This window comes from Nonomuraea sp. NPDC050153, from assembly GCF_044460125.1.
Taxonomy (GTDB): Bacteria; Actinomycetota; Actinomycetes; order Streptosporangiales; family Streptosporangiaceae; genus Nonomuraea.
Genome location: NZ_JBITJQ010000009.1, coordinates 124,516 through 142,446 on the forward strand (window position 1 = coordinate 124,516; position 17,931 = coordinate 142,446).

The 17,931-nt window shown below is 70.6% G+C and carries 15 protein-coding genes; 4 read left to right on the top strand and 11 right to left on the bottom strand.

Features of this window, described 5'->3' with window-relative positions; all coding sequences use genetic code 11:
* Nucleotides 1–2 precede the first annotated feature (2 nt).
* The gene (locus ACIBQ1_RS23580) at nucleotides 3–1,280 is read left to right on the top strand and encodes a hypothetical protein (RefSeq protein WP_397280565.1); all 1,278 of its coding nucleotides are present in this window, start codon (nucleotides 3–5) and stop codon (nucleotides 1,278–1,280) included.
* A gap of 145 nt (nucleotides 1,281–1,425) precedes the next feature.
* Here the strand turns inward: ACIBQ1_RS23580 and ACIBQ1_RS23585 are convergent, their stop codons facing one another.
* The 11 genes from ACIBQ1_RS23585 to ACIBQ1_RS23635 all read right to left on the bottom strand — a co-directional run bounded on the left by ACIBQ1_RS23585 (nucleotide 1,426) and on the right by ACIBQ1_RS23635 (nucleotide 12,963).
* Entirely contained in the window at nucleotides 1,426–2,034 is a 609-nt protein-coding gene (locus ACIBQ1_RS23585; protein ID WP_397280567.1) for a dihydrofolate reductase family protein, read from the bottom strand.
* Nucleotides 2,035–2,175: 141 nt separating this feature from the next.
* Complete coding sequence (locus tag ACIBQ1_RS23590; protein WP_397280569.1) at nucleotides 2,176–2,400, bottom strand: hypothetical protein; 225 nt, start codon at nucleotides 2,398–2,400, stop codon at nucleotides 2,176–2,178.
* A 147-nt stretch (nucleotides 2,401–2,547) separates the two neighbouring features.
* The gene (locus tag ACIBQ1_RS23595) at nucleotides 2,548–3,801 is read right to left on the bottom strand and encodes an MFS transporter (protein WP_397280571.1); all 1,254 of its coding nucleotides are present in this window, start codon (nucleotides 3,799–3,801) and stop codon (nucleotides 2,548–2,550) included.
* 57 nt (nucleotides 3,802–3,858) lie between these two features.
* On the bottom strand, nucleotides 3,859–5,778 hold the full coding sequence (locus ACIBQ1_RS23600) for a glycoside hydrolase family 127 protein (protein WP_397280573.1): 1,920 nt from the start codon (nucleotides 5,776–5,778) through the stop codon (nucleotides 3,859–3,861).
* A 2-nt stretch (nucleotides 5,779–5,780) separates the two neighbouring features.
* Nucleotides 5,781–6,410: a YesL family protein gene (locus tag ACIBQ1_RS23605; protein WP_397280575.1), complete on the bottom strand. Its 630-nt coding sequence runs from the start codon at nucleotides 6,408–6,410 to the stop codon at nucleotides 5,781–5,783.
* The gene (locus ACIBQ1_RS23610) at nucleotides 6,410–7,309 is read right to left on the bottom strand and encodes a carbohydrate ABC transporter permease (protein ID WP_397280577.1); all 900 of its coding nucleotides are present in this window, start codon (nucleotides 7,307–7,309) and stop codon (nucleotides 6,410–6,412) included. Before ACIBQ1_RS23610 ends, ACIBQ1_RS23605 begins: the two co-directional genes overlap by 1 nt.
* A complete protein-coding gene (locus tag ACIBQ1_RS23615; RefSeq protein WP_397280579.1) occupies nucleotides 7,306–8,226 on the bottom strand; it encodes an ABC transporter permease in 921 nt (306 codons plus the stop codon). The genes ACIBQ1_RS23610 and ACIBQ1_RS23615 overlap by 4 nt, the downstream gene beginning before the upstream one ends.
* On the bottom strand, nucleotides 8,226–9,824 hold the full coding sequence (locus ACIBQ1_RS23620; RefSeq protein WP_397280581.1) for a hypothetical protein: 1,599 nt from the start codon (nucleotides 9,822–9,824) through the stop codon (nucleotides 8,226–8,228). The genes ACIBQ1_RS23615 and ACIBQ1_RS23620 overlap by 1 nt, the downstream gene beginning before the upstream one ends.
* A 138-nt stretch (nucleotides 9,825–9,962) precedes the next feature.
* On the bottom strand, nucleotides 9,963–10,982 hold the full coding sequence (locus ACIBQ1_RS23625; protein ID WP_397280583.1) for a LacI family DNA-binding transcriptional regulator: 1,020 nt from the start codon (nucleotides 10,980–10,982) through the stop codon (nucleotides 9,963–9,965).
* The gene (locus ACIBQ1_RS23630) at nucleotides 10,979–11,986 is read right to left on the bottom strand and encodes a LacI family DNA-binding transcriptional regulator (protein WP_397280585.1); all 1,008 of its coding nucleotides are present in this window, start codon (nucleotides 11,984–11,986) and stop codon (nucleotides 10,979–10,981) included. Before ACIBQ1_RS23630 ends, ACIBQ1_RS23625 begins: the two co-directional genes overlap by 4 nt.
* 98 nt (nucleotides 11,987–12,084) lie before the next feature.
* Nucleotides 12,085–12,963 carry an SGNH/GDSL hydrolase family protein gene (locus ACIBQ1_RS23635; RefSeq protein ID WP_397280587.1) on the bottom strand — a complete coding sequence of 293 codons (879 nt, stop codon included), beginning with the start codon at nucleotides 12,961–12,963 and terminating at the stop codon, nucleotides 12,085–12,087.
* 339 nt (nucleotides 12,964–13,302) lie between these two features.
* Between ACIBQ1_RS23635 and ACIBQ1_RS23640 the strand changes: the two genes are divergently transcribed.
* From ACIBQ1_RS23640 to ACIBQ1_RS23650, 3 genes are all read left to right on the top strand, one after another.
* Nucleotides 13,303–13,551, top strand: a complete 249-nt coding sequence (locus tag ACIBQ1_RS23640; RefSeq protein ID WP_397280589.1) for a helix-turn-helix domain-containing protein — start codon at nucleotides 13,303–13,305, stop codon at nucleotides 13,549–13,551.
* 405 nt (nucleotides 13,552–13,956) lie between these two features.
* Nucleotides 13,957–16,674, top strand: coding sequence for an AAA family ATPase (locus ACIBQ1_RS23645; RefSeq protein WP_397280591.1), 2,718 nt, complete (start codon nucleotides 13,957–13,959; stop codon nucleotides 16,672–16,674).
* Nucleotides 16,675–17,116: 442 nt separating this feature from the next.
* Nucleotides 17,117–17,929: a sigma-70 family RNA polymerase sigma factor gene (locus ACIBQ1_RS23650; protein WP_397280593.1), complete on the top strand. Its 813-nt coding sequence runs from the start codon at nucleotides 17,117–17,119 to the stop codon at nucleotides 17,927–17,929.
* Nucleotides 17,930–17,931 lie beyond the last annotated feature (2 nt).

Below are 17,931 nucleotides of genomic sequence, written 5' to 3' on the forward strand. Positions count from 1 at the left end.
GGATGAGTTCCCGTAGAGGCGGCCGGCCGGCGATGGCGATCGCGGTCCTCCTGGCGGCCACCGGCTGTGCGGCGGCCTCCGGCCCCGTCGCCCAGCCGCAGCCGAGCCCGCGCGTCTCCGTCACCCCGGACGCCAGGAAGACGGCGCTGGCCGAGACGGCGAGGAGCCTGCCGGCCGTGCTCGCCGCCCAAGGGCCGGTCGCCTGCTCGTGGAACGACGGCGGGTGGCGGGCCACGGCCTACGACGACGCCTTCCGTACCCGGGTCGCGAGTTTCTCCAGCGCAACGCTGGCGCCGCTGCTGACCGAGATCGCCGCGAAGGCGGGCGGGGAGAAGGCCGTCGTCGGCAGCCCGTGCGGCGAGGAGGGAGATCCCGGCGTCAGCCCGGTCTCGCCGGACGGCCGCCGGGTAGCCGTCCAGGTGGACTTCCCGTCCAGCGGCGACCCGACGCACGTCGGCTGGCTCGACCTCGGTACCGGGACGTTCGTGGACCTCACCGCCAGGTCGAACAAGACGGGGTACGTCAAGGAGACGTTCTCCGACAAGCACCCCGGGTTCGCGCCCGACGGGTCGTTGTGGTTCCTGCGCGACTCCCAGCAGTACTTCTCGGCGGACCCGAACGGCCGGCTGACCCCGCGCAAGCTCAGCCTGGCCTGTTTCAGCAACAGCAACGAGGACACGTTCTACCGCGTCGTGGGATCGGTCGCCGTCATGTGCCCGGGCACCGTCCATCCCTCCGGGAGGTTCGCGGCCGACCCCGGCCGGGTGGCCGTGGGGATCAACATCGTCCAAGGGGCCGATCTGGCCATCCTCGGGAACACCGTGGACCGCTACGGGGACGCTCCGGACTGGCTGCCGTTCAGCATGAAGATCGTCGTGCGCGACGACGGCGCCCTGCGCCACTGCGGCCCGCTCGCCTGGATCAGCGCCACCGACCTGCTCTGCGCGGGCGGGAGCAACGACTTCTACACCGCACGGGTCAACGCCCGGCTCGCCCGGGACATCGACTACGCGCAGCACACCGAGGTGAAGGTCAAGAACGAGATCGCCCCGGCGACCGAGTCGTCGATCATCACGGTGGCCGTCTCCCGGGACCGCCGCTCCCTGATCATCGCCGCCGACGAGAACGACGATCCCGCCACGGCCAAGCTCTACCGCGCCAGCCTGGTCTCCCCCTCCGCGCCCGTGGAGATCGGCCCGATCCCGGCGGAGTCGAGGGAGCACTTCACTCTCCTGAGCAACTACCAGCAGCCGGTACGCGTCGGCGGCGCCTCGCACTAAAAGCGCGATGGCGGCTTATGTTGGCACTCGCTCGACCTGGACGCCCTCGTCGGCGAGCCATGCCGGCCCCTCCTGGCGTGGCGCCGCTCGACCGTCAGGCGGACAGGCGGCCGGCACTGAAGCTCATGTTTTTCGGCTGCCGGGCCTACTGCTCGCCCTGGGACAGGTGGGCCTTGGCGTCGCCGTAGGAGGCGTCGCCGCCGGCCCCAGCGGGCCGGTAGACCAGGTACAGCACGCCCGTCGCGAACGTCTCGGACTTGACCAGTTCCAGGGGGATGGAGCTCTCCCCCTCGTCGAACAGCCGCTCACCCTTGCGGACGGCGATCGGGTGCACCAGCAGGTGCAGCTCGTCCAGCAGCCCCGCGGCCAGCAGCTGGCGGACCACCGAGACCGAGCCGCTCACGGCGATGCGGCCACCCTGCTCCTTCTTCAGCGCGGTCACGGCCTCGGCCAGGTCGCCCTGGAGCAGCTCGGAGTTCCGCCAGCTGAACTCCAGGGGCTGGCGCGACACGACGATCTTCCGCGCGTCGCCGAGCGTCTTGGCGAAGCCAGCGTCCTCGCCGCCCTCGGCCTCCCGCTCCGGCCACGCTCCGGCGAAGCTGTCGTACGTCTTGCGCCCCAGGAGCAGGGTGTCGGCCATCTGCGCCGTCACGGCGGCGCCCATCTCGTCGTTGAAGTACGGGAAGTGCCACTCCGCCGGCTCCTCGACGACCCCGTCGAGCGAGATGAACAGGCTTGCGGCGATCGTCCTCATGGTGATCCTCCAAGGAAGGGGCGGGGCCGTCCGGCCCGTCGCTCTGATGTACCTGTAGCCTCGCGGACCAACCTTACGGATCTCTTAAGGTCTCCCTTCGGGACGAGCGACGACAAGACGCCACGAACCCGAAGGCACGCGCTACCCGGACGCCACGACCTCGCCGGAGGTGACCTGCGGAGGGTTCGGCAGCACGGAGGCAAGGCCCTCCCGCACGAAGTCCGCAGCCCTTCTGGTCGACTCTTCGGCTCCGGCTCGATCTTCGAAGACGGTCGTGGAAACCATCACCCCGTCCCCGGCGTCAACCCAGTAGTAGGCCACGAACCCGGGGATCGGGCGGATGAGCGGCACGAACCCTTCGCTCACTCGGCGCCCTGCCTCGGCGGGATCGGTGACCCCTTCGTATCGCCGCATCGTTGCGTACACAGCCGACTTCCTCCTTGGTTGACGATCGCCCTGTTCGGGAGGACGTACCCCCGCCATGGGCCGGATGAAGCCAAGAGCCGGCAATGGTCAACTCGTGGGTGTCGTGTCCGGGGAGAGTCCGGCCGTGCTGAGGTCCGGAGCCTGGCTCCGTGCCTGTCGCGCGCTGATCGTCATCACGGCGAGGCCGGCCAGGACGATGGCGGCGCCGGCGTACAGCGGGGCGGTGTAGCCGAGACCGGCGCTGATGGTCAGGCCGCCGAGCCAGGCGCCCAGGGCGTTCCCGACGTTGGAGGCCGACACGTTGGCGCTGGCGGCCAGCGGGACCCCGCCGGCGTAGTCGGTGACGCGGGTGATCATGCCGGGCACGCTCGCGAACCCGAACAGGCCCAACAGGAAGATCAGGACCACCGACGCGACCGGGCTGGCGGCCAGCAGCCCGAACGCGGTGAGCGTCGCGGCGAGGCCGGCCAGGGAGAGGATCAGCGTGCGGTCCCGGTTGCCGTCCGCGGCCCGCCCGCCGGCCAGGTTCCCGATCACCAGGCCGGTGCCGTACACGACGAGCAGCCAGGCCACGTCGGCGCTGGAGAAGCCGGTGATCCGGGTGAAGGTGTAGGCGATGTAGCTGAACGCGCCGAACATCCCGCCGTACCCGAGTGCGGTGGCCGCCAGCGTCAGCCAGACCTGCGCGGAGCGGAACGCGCGGAGCTGGACACGCAGCCCGTTCAGGCCGGACGCCGCCGAGGGGTGCGCGCGGTCCACCGCGCCGGCCCAGCCCGGCACCAGCGCCGCGATGGCGACCAGGGCGATCACGCCGATCACGGTGATCGCCCAGAACGTGGCGCGCCAGCCCCAGCGTTCGCCGACGAGGGCGCCGAACGGCACGCCCAGGACGTTCGCGAGGGTCAGCCCGGCGAACATCACCGCCACCGCCCTCGACGCCCGCTCCGCCGGAACCATGCGCCGCGCGACGAGCGAGCCGATGCCGAAGAACGAACCGTGGCACAGGGCGGCCACGACGCGTCCGAGCAGCATCAGCGGATAGCCGGACGCGACGGCGGACAGGAGATTGCCGGCGACGAACAGCGCCACCAGCCCGACGAGGACCGCCTTGCGGGACAGTCCGCTGGTGGCGGCGGTCACCACGATCGCGCCGACCGCGACGCTCAGCGCGTATCCGGAGATCAGCCACCCCGCCGCGGCTTCGGACACGGCCAGGCTCAGGCTCACCTGCGGAAGCAGGCCCGCGATCACGAACTCGGTCAGGCCGATCCCGAAACTGCCGAGGGTCAGCGCGATGAGCCCGACGGGCATCCGCCGACTGCCGTTTGCCGGATTTGTCACCCGAACATCATCCACCAGGGGCAGGAGCCGAGGCGGACGCCGCCGCCTCCACCTCCTTCACTCCCGGCCGTCGCGGATCCAGACGGTCATGTCGGAGAGACCGCGGTTGGCCCAGGAGAAGTAGGGCACGGCGGTCAGCGTGACGCTCCGCCGGGCCGGCGGACGGTCGCCGTACAGCCGATCGTCGCCGGCGGCCTCCGCCGTGGCGTCGGCGCGCAGGGTGACGACGCCGGTCCGCTCGTCCGGGACCGCGTGGACGGGGGTTTCGCGGGCGAGGGCGAGGCTGTGCACGGCGCCGTCGTGGTCGACGCCCTCCAGGCAGAAGACGATGGGACCGCGTTCGAGGGCGACCTTGCCGGCGGTGGCGGCGACGGCGGGATGCGCCCAGGTGCGGCGGACCTCCATGCCGAAGTCGATCTCGACCACGTCGCCGGCCCGCCAGCGGCGGGAGACGGTGCAGTAGCCGTCGCGCAGGACGGGCTGGTGGACGGGCTCGCCGTTGACGATGACGGTGAGCCGGCGGCTCCAGCCGGGGACGCGGACGGCCAGGGTGAACTCCACCTCGCCGTCGTCGGCGTGGGTGACGGTGACGGCGAGGTTGCCTTCCCTGGGGTAGGCGGTGTCCTGGCGGAGGGTGACCGCACCGCCGGCGAGGGTGAAGCGGGCGGTGCCGGCCACGTACAGGTTGATGACGGCTTCGCCGGGTCCCTGGGCGTAGACGTAGCGGCCGAGTTCGCCGAGCAGCCGGGCGAGGTTGGGCGGGCAGCAGGCGCAGTCGAACCATTCCTGCCGGGCGACGGTGCCGTCGCTGGCGAGGGGGTTGCCGTAGAAGTAGCGGGTGCCATCGGCGGAGGCCCCGCTCAGGACGCCGTTGTACAGGGCGCGTTCGAGGGCGTCGACGTAGTGGCCGTGGCCGGTGAGGTTGCTCATCCGCTGCGCCCACTGGACGAGGCCGATCGCGGCGCAGGTCTCGGCGTAGCCGTGGGCGTCGGGCAGGTCGTAGCCGGGCCCGAAGCCTTCGATGCCGGGGTCGGAGCCGATCCCGCCGGTGATGTACAGCTTCCTGGTGGTGACGTCGGTCCACAGCCGCCGCACGGCCTGGAGCAGCCGGTCGTCGTCGTACTCGCCGGCCAGGTCGGTCATCGCGCTGTACATGTACATGGCGCGTACGGAGTGACCGACGGCCTCGGCCTGGTCGACCACGGGCAGGTGGCTCTGGTTGTACTCCCGGAAGCGCCGCAGGTCCCCGGGCCGCCGGGGGAGCCTGGTGCCGAAGTAGCCGGGGGTGCCGCGGCGCTCCAGCTCGGCCTCGAAGTAGTACGGCTGCTCCCCGCGGCGGTCGATGAGCCGCCGGCCGAGGTCGAGGTAACGGGGCTCGCCGGTCACGCGGTAGAGCTTGACCAGCGCGAGCTCGATCTCCTGGTGCCCGTCGTAGCCGCCGGCGCAAGGACCTTCGGGGCCGAAGACGGTGTCGATCAGGTCGGCGTAGCGGCGCACGATGTCGAGCAGCCGGGTCTTGCCGGTCGCCTCGTAGTGGGCGACGCCGGCTTCGATGAGATGGCCGGCGCAGTACAGCTCGTGGGCGTCGCGCAGGTCGGTGAACCGCTCCCCCGGCTTGACGACGGTGAAGTACGCGTTGAGGTAGCCGTCGTCCTGCTGCGCCCCGGCCAGCAGCTCGATCGCCTCGTCCACGGCCCGGTCGAGCTCGGGATCGTCGGTGGTGGCCAGGAAGTGGCCGGCGGCCTCGATCCACTTGGCGACGTCGCTCTCCCAGAAGATGTGCGGCTCGTCCGGGTCCCCCGGCCGCCAGGACAGGCTCAGCGCGTCGAACTGCTTTCCGGGCCGGCGCAGCTGGCCTTCCTGGTGCCGCAGCGTACGGGTGCGGATCAGCTCGCGGCGCGGCGCCCAGAACTCGTCGTCGATGGTGACCGCGGTCAGCGGCAGCGGCTCGCGACGCAAGGCGGCGGCAGAGGTCATGGTCATGATGTTCCCAACGAGGTGTCGTGAAATGAGCCCGGGCCCCTGGGGAGGACCGCGGTGCCCCAGACGTAGGCGAAGGAGGCGAAGGCCGGCACGGCGACGCCGAAGACCGGCACCAGCCCCGGGACGAGGTAGTACCCGCAGAGGATCACGCCGACCACGAGCAGCGCGACGAGCGCCTGGAGCGGGCGGGCGAGGACGAGGATCGCGCTGCGGCGGACGAGCGCGAGCGGCCCTTCGGCGAAATGGGCGGCGAGGATCCAGATGTTCACGGTCATGCACGACACGAACAGCGTGGTCAGCCAGAGCAGCGCGCCGAGCAACGGCTCGACGACGCCCAGGTCGGCGGTTTCCAGCAGCCACCGGTCCAGCAGGAGCACCGCCCAGGCCGCCGCGAAGACGTAGCCCACCGCGTTGGCGGTGCGGAACTCCTGCCGCCAGAGCCGGCGGAACTCGCGGGGCGAGCCGAGGAGCTCGCCGCGGACGACGCCGTACACCGCGGCGGTCGCGGGGAAGACGCCGAGCACGATGCCGCCGGCCAGGCTCCACACGACCCACAGCAGGTGCAGCTTGAGCAGCAGCAGGCCCACCTCGCCCGCCCGCGTGTGCCAGGTGAGGACGCGTCTCATCAGCCCTTCACCGACCCGATGAGGACGCCCTTCTCGAAGTAGCGCTGCAGGAACGGGTAGAGCACCAGGACCGGGAGGCTGGAGACGACGATCACGCCGTACTTGATCTGGTCGGCGTACTGCTGGTCATAGGAGGTGCCGCTGCCTCCGGAGGCTCCGACGCCGCCGGCGAACGCCTGATTGGACAGGAGGATGTCACGCAGCACGATCTGCAGCGGTTGCAGCGCGTTGTCCCGGACGAACACCATGCCGGTGAAGAAGTCGTTCCAGTGCTGGACCAGGTAGTACAGGCCGATGACCGAGATGATCGCCTTCGACAGCGGCAGCGCGATCCTGGCGAAATACTGCAGGTAGGACACGCCGTCGATCAACGCCGCCTCGAACAGCTCCTTCGGCAGCGAGTGCTCGAAGAACGCGCGGGCGATGATGAGGTTGTAGACGTTCACCGCCGACGGCAGGACGAACACGAGCCAGTTGTCCAGCAGGCCGAGATCGCGATAGAGCAGGTACGTCGGGATCAGGCCGCCGTTGAAGAACATCGTGAACACGAAGAACAACATGAGGACCCGCCGTGGGCGGAACTCCGGCCGTGACAGCGCGTACGCCGCTGGGATGGTCACGACGAGGTTCAGCGCGGTCCCGGCCACGCTGTAGAGCAGCGTGTTGCGATAGCCCGTCCAGATCCGCTCGTCGTTGAAGATCTCCCGATAGCCGAAGAGGTTCACGCCCTTCGGCCACAGCCACACCTCGCCGGTGGAGATCAGCGACGGGTTGCTCACGGACGCGATCACCACGAAGTAGACCGGATAGATCACCGCGAACAGCACCGCGACGCAGATCGCGCCGAGCGCCAGCATGAAGACGACGTCGCCCGGTGTCTTCTTGCGGAAGAGCGTCACCACAGGCTCCAGTTCGACACGCGGCGGGCGATCGCGTTGGCGGCGATCAGGAACGCGAAGTTGATGACCGTGTTGAACAGGCCGATCGCGGTGGCGTAGCTGAACTGCGTGCTGAAGATGCCGATCTTGTAGACGTACGTCGCGATGACCTCGGACACCGGCAGGTTCAGGTTGTTCTGCATCAGCCACACCTTCTCGAAGCCGGTGTTCAGCACGCCGCCCATGGTGAGGATGAGCAGGATCACCATGGTCGGCACGATGCTCGGGACGTCGACGTGCCGGATGAGCTGCAGCCGGTTCGCGCCGTCCACCCTGGCCGCCTCGTACAGCTGGGGGTCGACCCGCGACAGCGCGGCGAGGTAGATGATGCTGTTCCAGCCGCAGTGCTGCCACACGTCGGAGATCACGTACACCGGCACGAAGGCGGAGGTGTCGCCGAGGAAGTTCACCCCGTCCAGGCCGAAGACGCCGAGGACCCGGGTGAGCAGTCCGGTGGTCGGGTTGAGGAAGGCCTGCAGCATCCCGACGATGACCACGATCGAGATGAAGTGCGGCAGGTACGTCGCCGTCTGCATGACCCTCTTGCGCCGCCCGCCGGCGATCTGGTTGATCATCAGCGCCAGCAGGACCGGCGCGACGAACCCCACCACGAGCGTGGTGAAGGCGATGACGAACGTGTTCCGCAGCAGCGGCCAGAACAGCGGGCTGTCGAAGAACTGCCGGAAGTACTTCAGGCCGGCCCATTCGCCGCCGGTGAGACCGGCGGCGAAGTCGAACTCCCGGAAGGCCAGCTGGATCCCGTACATCGGGACGTACATGAACAGGCCCACGAATCCCACGGCCGGCAGGACCATGAGCCACAGCTGCCAGTAGCGCCTGACATGCTGCTTGCGAGCCGCGACGAGCGATTGCGTCATCAGCGCGTCTTCACGTACTCGTCGTAGTAGCGCTGGTAGATGTCGATGTTCTTCTGCAGGCCGGCGTTCTGGAGCTGCTGGACGTACTGGCCCCACTGATCCTCGACGCCGCCCTTGGTGATCCACTCGGCGAACTTCGTCATCGCCGTGTTGAGCATCGTGGTGTTGTTCAACCCCAGCTGGTTCGTGTCGTCCGGCTTCATCTGGATGAACTGGAACGGGTAGACGTCCTTGTCCGGGTCCATGTTCGCCAGCGCCTTCTGCAGCGGCTTCGTCTGCTCGACGGCCTCGTCCAGGTCGGCCGGCAGCTTCACCTCGATGTCGTCGCGGATCCAGACGGGGCCGTTGTCCGCGATGGTGACCGTCCACTTCCAGGTCGACGGGTCGACCTTGGGGTCGGCCGGCGGGAGGACCTCGTACTCCGTGTCGCTGACCTTCTTGACGTACTTGCCGAGGTCGCCCCACAGCACCTGCAGCGACATCTCCTTGTCGTAGAAGGCGTTGACGATCTTGAGTGCGGCCTGCTTGTTGCCCGTCCTCGCGGACACGACGATCTGGTTCGACGGGAAGTTCTCGCCGTTGGAGTCGTAGGTCCACGTCACCGGGATCGTCTGGCCGGCCTCCGCGAGCAGCGGCGGCATCGCGACGTACTGGTCGGCCAGCTCGGCGCCGAACCGGTCGCTGGCCGTCCAGCCCCAGCTGAAGCCGACCTTGGCCACCTTGCCGGAGCCGCGCCCGACCGCCTGGTAGGCCGAGTAGTCCTGCGTCATGACGTTCTTGCTGATCAGGCCCGCCGCGTAGCAGCGGTGGAGGAACCCGATCACCCGCTTGTAGCGCTCGTCGACGAGGAAGTTGCCGACCTTGCCGTCCTCGAGGAAATAGCCCTGGCCACCGCCGCCCGCGATCGGCAGGCCGACGCTGCCGAGCAGCGCGCTGGGCTGGAAGTACCCGAAGCCGCCCGTGCCGACCGGCGACCAGTCCATCGGGATCTCGTCGTCCTTGTCACCGTTGCCGTTCGCGTCCTGCTCCTTGAACGCGACGAGCACGGTGTACAGCTCGTCCCAGGTGGTCGGGACCTTCAGGCCGAGCCGGTCGAGCCACTGCTTGTTGATGTACTGGTGGGTCACGGTCGTCGGCCAGAACCGCTTGTAGCCCGGGATCGAGTAGATCTCCCCCGTGGTCAACGTGGCCATCGACTTCAGCTGCGGCTTCGCCGCGAACAACGCCTTCACGTTCGGCAGCGCGTCCAGGTCGTCGGCCAGGTTCTCGAACAGCGTCCGGTACGTGCCCAGGTCGGCGTTCGTGATCGCGTTCGTGCCGATGATCAGGTCCGGCACGTCGCCGGCCGCCAGCATGGTGGACTTCTTCTGGTCCCAGTCGGCCGAGATCTCCTGCCACTGGATCTTCACGCCCGCGATCTTCTCTAGCTGTTTGGGCCACTCCATCGTGCTCAACGGCTTGGTCAGCGGATGCTTGTTCACCGCGATCCGCAGCGTGTTCGGATCGCCCGTGGAGTTCTTGCCGGAGCAGCCCGCCAGCGCGGTGAGGCCGGCCGCGACGACAAAGGTCCGGCGGGACAGGCCGGGTGAGGTGGCCATGCGGTCCTCCTGAGGGGGGACGGAGGGTGTGACCGAGATCTCGGTAAATGTTTCAGCGATGTTAGGGGCGGCCATTCAGCGTTGTCAATGACAAGACAATCGACGGCGCGCTGACTGGATCAAGGGGTGAAGAGCGGGTCAGACCTGCGCGGACGAGTCGCGAATCAGCAGGTGCACACCGGTGTGCACCTGCCGGGCCGGGCCGTCGTAGCCGTCGAGGCGCTCGATGAGCAGGTGGACGGCGGCGGCCACCATCTCGCCCTGGTCAGGACTCACCGACGACAGCGACGGGATGGTGAACTCCCCCTCGTCCGTGTCGTCGAAGCCGGTGACCGCGACGTCCTCGGGGACGCGGATCGCGTGCGCGCGCAGGGCCTTCAGCACGCCCACGGCGATGGTGTCGTTGACGCAGACCGCGGCGTCGAACCTGGGGCCGGAGCGCCGCAACAGCCCCACCATCGCCTCGTAACCCGAGGCCCTGCGGTCCCAGTCGGAGCTGTAGGCGACCAGCGAGGGGTCGTGCTCGATGCCGTACTCTTCCAGGGCGGCGACGAACCCGGAATATCGGTCGCCGGTCGGGACCGCGCCGGCCGGACCGTTCCACACGAATGCCGGTCGGCGCCGGCCGGCGGCCAGCAGATGCCGGGTGATCGCCAGGAAGCCCGCGCGCTCCCCCATCAGCACGCAGTCGAGCGTCTCGGCCGGCGCGCCGCCGAGGGCCACCACCGGGCGGCGCGGCGCGGCGTCGGCGAGCAGCTCGTCCGACAGGTGGTGCGGGCAGATGATGACGCCGTCGACGTCGGCGGTCGTCACGCCGAGGACGGCGTCGCGCTCCCGGGCCCCGCCGTGGGCGATCCGCAGCGTGCTGGTGAACCCGCACTCGGCCAGGGCGAGGATGAGCCGCTCGGCGTTCTCCGCGAAGTACGGCTGGTAGAGGTTCGGCACGACGACGGCGATCCGGCCGGTCCGGCCGGAGGCGAGCCCGCGTCCGGCCTGGCTCGTGACATGTCCCGCCTCGTAGCCGACCTCCTCGACCGCGGCCTGCACCCTGGCCCGGGTGGCGGCCGAGACGTGCGGCCGGCCGAGAAGGACGTTGGACACGGTCTTCGCCGAGACCCCGGCCCGCGCGGCGACGTCCGCGAGTGTCGGGCGCTTCATCGCGCGTCCCGGCCGAGCGTGGACTCACGCCGGATCAGCTCGACCGGCGACACGACCGCGCGCGGCTGTCGCGGCGCCGTGCCGGCGAGCCGATCGGCGAGCAGCTCCAGCGCGCTGCGCGCCAACCGGGCCGGCCCGGGGTCGATCGTGGTGAGCGACGGCGTCGAGAACCGTCCGTCCTCCAGGTTGCCGTAACCGGCGACCGCCACCCGCCCCGGAACGTCCACTCCGTGCTTGACGAGCGCCGCGAGGGCCCCGAGCGCCACCTCGTCGTTGACGCACAGCAGCGCGTCGATCTCGGGGTGCCGCTCCAGCACCTGTACGGCGGCCCGCGCGCCCGCGCGCCGGTCGGCCACCTCGCCGAGCTCCGCGCACGGCACGGCCTCCGGGCCGGATGCGGCGAGAGCGGCGCGCAGCTCATCCTGGTGCGCGCCGAGCAGGGCCGGGCGGGACCGGCCCATGACGGCGAGGTGGCGGGCCATCAGGGCCGCCGCCTCCGCGACGTCCTCCTGAACGCGATCCACCTCGATACGATCCACCTCGGCGGCGCCGCCCTGCACGACGACCACCGGGCGGCCGTCCAGCCCGTCGCCAACCGGCCCGACCAGCACGGCCGACCCGATCAGCACCGCCGGCCCGACCAGCACCACGCCGTCGAACGTCTTGCCCCGGGCAGCGAGGACTGCCTCCAGCCGGGCCGGATCGCCGTGCGTCGGCTCGACCGCGGCGAGCATGCCCCAGCGATCCGCCTCGGTGACGAGCGCTTCGACGAGACCCGCGAGATACGGGCGGCGCAGCTCGGTGACGGCGATGCCGACCACCCCGACCAGCCCGGTCCTGAGCGCTCTGGCGGCCCGGTTGGGGACCCAGCCGAGCTCGTCGATCGCCGCGTGCACCCGCCGCACCTTCTCCGGCCGGATGTGCGGCTCGCCGTTCACGACACGCGAGACGGTCTTGATCGAGACGCCCGCCCGATCGGCCACCTCCCGCATCGTCACGCGCATGCGTACAGCGTAGGTCACGGTAGGACCTGTCAGCATTCGATATCCGGCGTGCTCCTCAGCAGGACAGCGGCGCCGAGCCGAGGGCCACGCTGAATCTTTCATCGCCGCCCGTCCGCGGCGAGAGCGGACAGGATGGAGTCGGCGATGACCCGATGTCCGGCGGCGTTGGGGTGGTCACCGTCGGCGGCCAGCAGCGGGGTGTCGTCCCGGGAGCCGTCCCCCTTGAACGGGCCGTAGACGTCGACGTACCGCGCGCCCTTCGCCCCGGCCGTCTGGGCGAGGGTCCGGTTCACCGCGCGCGTGAGGGCGTCGCTGTTCGACACGTACGTCGCCCCCTTGGCCCGCGCGCTGTCGCCGTCCAGGAACACGTTCCAGTAGCCGGTCACGACGATCCGGCTGCGCGGGCGGGTCTGCAGCGCGCGAACCTTGCCGAGGATGCCGTCCACGTTGGCGCGCAGCCGCGCGAGGTCGTTCTTGTAGCAGGCCAGGCCCGCGCCGGGACCGCAGTCATCTTCCCCGAGCGAGGTGCTGTCGAAGTCGTTGGCGCCGATGGTGATGATCACCAGGTCGGCCTTCCCGATGGCGTCCGTCGCCGATCCGCTGTCCACCTGGTCGAGCAGCCCCTGCGTGGTGAGTCCTCCGGTGGCCAGGTTGTGGGCGGCGACGGCGGTGCCCTGCCTCGCCGCCAGGGCCCGCCTGATCAGCGAGACGAAGGTGTCGCAGTTGCACGCGGAGCCCGCCGGCACCGAATCGCCCAGCCCCACGATGGAGGTCACCTCTTCCGCCGCCTCCTTGGCGGTGACCTTCGCGGGGGCTACGGTGTCGCCGGCTCGCGCGTTCCCCGTCACCCGCACGACCGGGGCGGCCTCAAGCACGACGCTCCAGGCCACGGCGAGGATCGCGACCGCCGCGAACCCTCTGAGCCGCGACGAGCGCGCCACGCCGGGGCCGCGGCGCGTGCCGCCTTCCTGGCGCACGCAATCACCCCCTGCGCCGCGTCGCCCTATTGGGCACACCAGCCTACGCCGGACAATGCACACAAACCCCCGTAACCACACCGTCGCGCCGGCCAGAACGCCGGTCATGCGCGCGTCAGGCGCGCACACCCCTCGAACGAGTCGCCACCCCTCGTCCACGCTGGTCGATGGCCGGATTTTGGCGTGCCGACCGGTCATCTCCCCATGACGCCGGCGGTCACACTAGGGACGTCACGGATGCGAATGCGATGCGGACAGGTGGACCCTGTCCCGCATGCGCTCGCACCCGGTCCTGAAGCACCTCTTCGTGTGAGCGGAAGAGGAAGGGACTGACGGACGATGGCCGATCTTGACTATGACTGGCGTCTTCGCGAGGTCATGGCGGAGCGCGGCATGTCCTCCACCACGGAGTTGCGTCCGCTGCTGGCCGCCCGCGGCGTCGACCTGTCGCCGAGCCAGGTGTACCGGCTCGTGGTCGGCAAGCCGGAGCGGCTGAGCCTCCGCACGCTGATGGCGCTGCTCGACATCCTCGACTGCGCGATGGACGACCTGATCGAACCGCTGCCCGCCCGCCGTACCGGGAAGTAACGCGGGATCGTCGCCCGGCGCCTCCCGGCCGCCCGAGGATCGCGCTCGCCGGACACCGGAAAGCCCATGAGCAGGGACTGCTTGAGATCCGAACAGGCGTCGCCCTCGCACGACTCAGCCTGACGACCCCCGCGCCCGCCCGACTGCATCCTCCCCGTCCGCGCCGACGACGGGGAGCACGGCGTGCTCCGCCGCATCCATGAGACGCCCGATCCCGGCCCGCCATCTCCTTCCGGTTCCTTGATCAGGATGTTTGGATGAGATATTGCATTAGATGACAGTTCGGTCCCGGTACCTCCGGTGATGCGTGGCGCGGAAGATATAGCAGAGATGTCCGAAAAGTCCGACCTTGCGGGTGGGTGGTCCGCGGCCGAGGCAGGCGGAGCCCCGCGGCCGGGGTCGCTCGTGGGCAGGCAGGCGGAGTGCGAGACGCTCGACCGGCTGCTCGCGGACGTCCGCGGCGGCGAGAGCCGGGTGCTGGTGCTGCGCGGCGAGGCCGGGGTCGGCAAGTCGGCGCTGCTGGACCACCTGGTCGCGAAGTCCTCCGGATGCCGGGTCGTGGCCGCGACAGGGGTCCAGGCGGAGATGGAGCTGCCCTTCGCGGCCGTGCACCAGCTGTGCGTGCCGATGCTGAACCTCCTCGACTCCCTGCCCGAACCCCAGCATGACGCGCTCGGGACAGCGTTCGGGATGCGTGCCGGCCCCGCCCCCGACCAGTTCCTCATCAGCCTCGCCGTGCTCAATCTCCTGGCCCAGGCCGCCGACGAACGTCCGCTCATGTGCGTGATCGACGACGCCCAGTGGCTCGACCGCGCCTCGGCGCAGGTCCTCACCTTCGTGGCCCGCCGCCTCATGGCCGAGAGCGTGGCCTGCGTGTTCGCCGTACGTGATTCCGGCGAGACCGGCGTGCTGCCGGGCCTGCCCGTGATGGAGGTCGGCGGGCTGCGGGACGCCGACGCGCGGACGCTCATCAACCGGGTGGTCCCCGGACCGCTGGACGAGGAGGTGCGCGACCGGATCCTGTTCGAGTCGCGCGGGAACCCGCTCGCCCTGCTCGAACTCCCCCGCGCCGCGTCCGCGGGCGGATTCGTGGCGGCGGCGACCGGGCAGTCCCTGTCGGGCCGCCTCGAGGACGGCTTCCGGCACCGGCTGAACGCTCTGCCGGCCGACAGCCGGATGATGCTGCTGCTGGCCGCCGCCGAACCCCTCGGCGACCCCGCCCTGCTGTGGCGCGCCGCCGACGTGCTCGGCCTCGACACCACCGCGGTCGACGAGGCCGACGAGCTGATCGACTTCAGCGACCGGGTACGTTTCCGGCATCCGCTCGTCCGCTCCGCGGTGTACAACGCGGCCGTTCCGAGGGAGCGCAGGCAGGCCCACCGAGCGCTGGCGGAGGCGACCGACGCCGCCACCGACCCGGACCGGCGGGCCTGGCACCGTGCGCACAGCGCCGCCCACCCCGACGAGGGCATCGCCGCCGAGCTCGAACGCTCGGCCGGGCGCGCCCAGGCCCGCGGTGGTCTGGCCGCCGCCGCGGCGTTCCTGGAGCGGGCGGTCGGGCTCACCCCCGACCCCCGGCGCCGGGCCGAACGCGCGCTCGCCGCCGCCCGGGCCAAGCACCTGACCGGCGCGCTGGAGTCGGCGCTGGCGCTGCTGGCGGCGGCCGAGGCCGGGCCGCCGGACGAACTGCGCCGTGCCAAGGCCGAATCCCTGCGCGCCGAGATCGCCCTGACCTCGAACCGCGGCACGTCCGCTCCGGCGATCCTGCTCAAGGCCGCCAAGCAGCTCGAACCTCTCGACATCGGGCTGTCCCGCGACACCTATCTGCAGGCGCTGCTCGTGGCGATCGGCGTCCTGCCCGGCTGGGACGGCATCGTCGAGGTCGCGACCGCCACCCGTGAGGCGCCCCCGCCGCCCGGCGCGCCCCGCGCCGCGGATCTCGTACTCGAGGCCCTCTCCCTGACCTACACGCGCGACACCCGGACGGCCGAACCGGCCCTGCGCCGTGCCGTGGACGCCATCATGAGCGAGGAGACCGCGCCCGCCGAACAGCTCCGGTGGGTCTGGTTCGTCAACTTCTGCGTCATGAGCCTGTGGGACGACGAGACCTGCCGCGAACTGACCTGGCACTACCTCCGCCTGGTCCGCGGCTCCGGCGCGCTCGCGCTGCTGCCCCTGGTGCTCAGCCTGTCCACGATGCTGCACCTTTTCGAGGGCGACCTGCCGGAGGCCGAAACGCAGAACGAGGAGGCGAAGGCGAACGCGATCGCCGCCGGCGTCTGGACCACCTCCGGAGCGATGGTGCAGACCGGCGGCGACCTCGGCCTCGCGGCGTGGCGGGGAGACGAGGAGGAGACCGAGCAGCTCGCGGAGACCATCGCGAAGGAAGGGGCGGTCCGCGGGGAGGGGAGGACGCTGGAGATCAGCCACTGGGTCCGGTCCGTCCTCTACAACGGGCTCGGCCAGTACGAGAAGGCGCTGGAAGCCGTGCAGCAGGCCGGCGTGGACCACCGGGCGCCGAGCGGCTGCGGAGTCCAGTGGGCGCCGCTCGAACTCATCGAAGCCGCCGCGCGTACCGGCCGGCACGACCTGGCCGCCCGTACGCTGGACCGCCTCTCCCTGTCCACCCGGGCGGGCGGCACGGAGTGGGGCCTCGGCCTCGAGGCCCGCTGCCGGGCGCTGCTCCGCGAGGGAGAGGAGGCCGACCGCCTCTACCGCGAGGCGATCGACCGGCTCGGCCGCACCCGGATGCGCGTCGACCTCGCCCGCGCCCACCTGCTGTACGGCGAGTGGCTCCGCCGTGAACGCCGCCGCGTCGAGGCCCGCGAGAACCTCCGCACCGCCTTCGACCTGTTCACCGAGATCGGCATGAAGGCCTTCGCCGACCGGGCGGCACGCGAGCTCCGGGCCACCGGGGAGACCGCCAGGAAGCGGAACGTCGAGACCACGGAGCAGCTCACCCCGCAGGAGGCGCAGATCGCCAGGCTGGCCCGCGCCGGGCTGACCAACAAGGAGATCGCCGAGCGCCTGTACGTCAGCCCCCGCACGGTCGAGTACCACCTGCGCAAGGTCTTCACGAAACTCGGCGTCACCTCGCGCCACCAGCTCGAAGACCTCCTCTGACCCCGCCCGCCGCCTGAACCTCCGCACGCCGGAGACTGCGGCTGCTCGACGAGCTCGCCCGTCGCGAAGACCTCGCGCGGGCCAGGTGGTCGGCTCCCGGACAGCTCCCCTTCCGCGCACGGACGTTCGTCGCTCGACGGTTGCAACCGGAGCCTGCCCGCGTCCCGAGCGACCCGCCCGCCCGGTGACACCCGGGCGGACCGGGTACTCCCTGGGGACCCTGGCCAGGCATCTCCCTGATGCGACCGCAGCCCCTACCCGGCCACAGTGTGTGGTGTCGGCGACAGGCCGAGCGGCGTCCGCCGCCACAACGGCACCCTCCACGACTTCCTGATGCTCAACCCCGCCGGCGGCCCATGCCGTACGGGCCGCGGGGCCCGCGCGCCGTCGCCCAGGTGATCGCGGCCGTCAAGAGCGCCCCGAACATCGGAAAGGACCACCCATGACCACCACCGCCACCCTGTGGTCGTCCTCGCCCCCGGAAGCGCGAGTGAGCGTGCCTCTTGAAGGACAAGATCGCGCGAGCTCCCTCGACCAGGCCGCCGCCACCTTCGTCGAAGTCCGTCCGCGCCTCTTCGGCATCGCGTACCGGATGCTCGCCAACTCGGCGGAAGCCGAGGACATCGTCCAGGAGACCTGGCTGCGCTGGCAGAACACCGAACGCTCGGCCATCGCCAACCCGGCGGCGTTCCTGACCCTGATCACGACGCGGCTGTCCATCAACGCCGCGCGGTCCGCCCGGGCCCGCCGTGAGGCGTACCTCGGCCCCTGGCTGCCCGAGCCCATCGACACCAGCACCGACCCCGCCCTCGGGGCCGAGCGCGGCGAGGCCCTTGAGCTCGCTTTGCTGCTGCTGCTCGAAAACCTCACCCCCGCCCAGCGGGCCGTCTACATCCTCCGTGAGGCGTTCGTCTACCCCTACGAGCAGATCGCCGAGATCATCCAGCTCAGCCCGGCCAACGTCCGCCAGCTGGCGAGCCGCGCCCGCAAGCACCTGAACGCCGCCCGCCGCGGCTCCATCGACACCGACGAGCACCGACGCCTCCTGTCGGCCTTCCGCGGCGCGGCCCAGGAGGGAAACCTGACGGCCCTCGAAGACCTCTTCGCCGCAGACGCCCGTCATCCCTTCCGACGGCAACGACCTCAAAGGGGCACTGCCGCTAAGGCGGACAAACCTGCCCGCAGGCCCGTACGGCCGAAAACCGTTTGCCTCAGCATCGCGGGCTCAGGGAACGTGATGACCATGATGCTCTGACG

Excerpts from the sequence above, each read along its gene's own strand:
- ACIBQ1_RS23605 (WP_397280575.1), bottom strand. The coding sequence starts at position 6,410 with ATGAGACGCGTCCTCACCTGGCACACGCGGGCGGGCGAGGTGGGCCTG.
- ACIBQ1_RS23625 (WP_397280583.1), bottom strand. The coding sequence starts at position 10,982 with ATGAAGCGCCCGACACTCGCGGACGTCGCCGCGCGGGCCGGGGTCTCG.
- ACIBQ1_RS23615 (WP_397280579.1), bottom strand. The coding sequence starts at position 8,226 with ATGACGCAATCGCTCGTCGCGGCTCGCAAGCAGCATGTCAGGCGCTAC.
- ACIBQ1_RS23640 (WP_397280589.1), top strand. The coding sequence starts at position 13,303 with ATGGCCGATCTTGACTATGACTGGCGTCTTCGCGAGGTCATGGCGGAG.
- ACIBQ1_RS23600 (WP_397280573.1), bottom strand. The coding sequence starts at position 5,778 with ATGACCTCTGCCGCCGCCTTGCGTCGCGAGCCGCTGCCGCTGACCGCG.
- ACIBQ1_RS23620 (WP_397280581.1), bottom strand. The coding sequence starts at position 9,824 with ATGGCCACCTCACCCGGCCTGTCCCGCCGGACCTTTGTCGTCGCGGCC.
- ACIBQ1_RS23580 (WP_397280565.1), top strand. The coding sequence starts at position 3 with ATGAGTTCCCGTAGAGGCGGCCGGCCGGCGATGGCGATCGCGGTCCTC.
- ACIBQ1_RS23630 (WP_397280585.1), bottom strand. The coding sequence starts at position 11,986 with ATGCGCGTGACGATGCGGGAGGTGGCCGATCGGGCGGGCGTCTCGATC.
- ACIBQ1_RS23650 (WP_397280593.1), top strand. The coding sequence starts at position 17,117 with ATGACCACCACCGCCACCCTGTGGTCGTCCTCGCCCCCGGAAGCGCGA.
- ACIBQ1_RS23585 (WP_397280567.1), bottom strand. The coding sequence starts at position 2,034 with ATGAGGACGATCGCCGCAAGCCTGTTCATCTCGCTCGACGGGGTCGTC.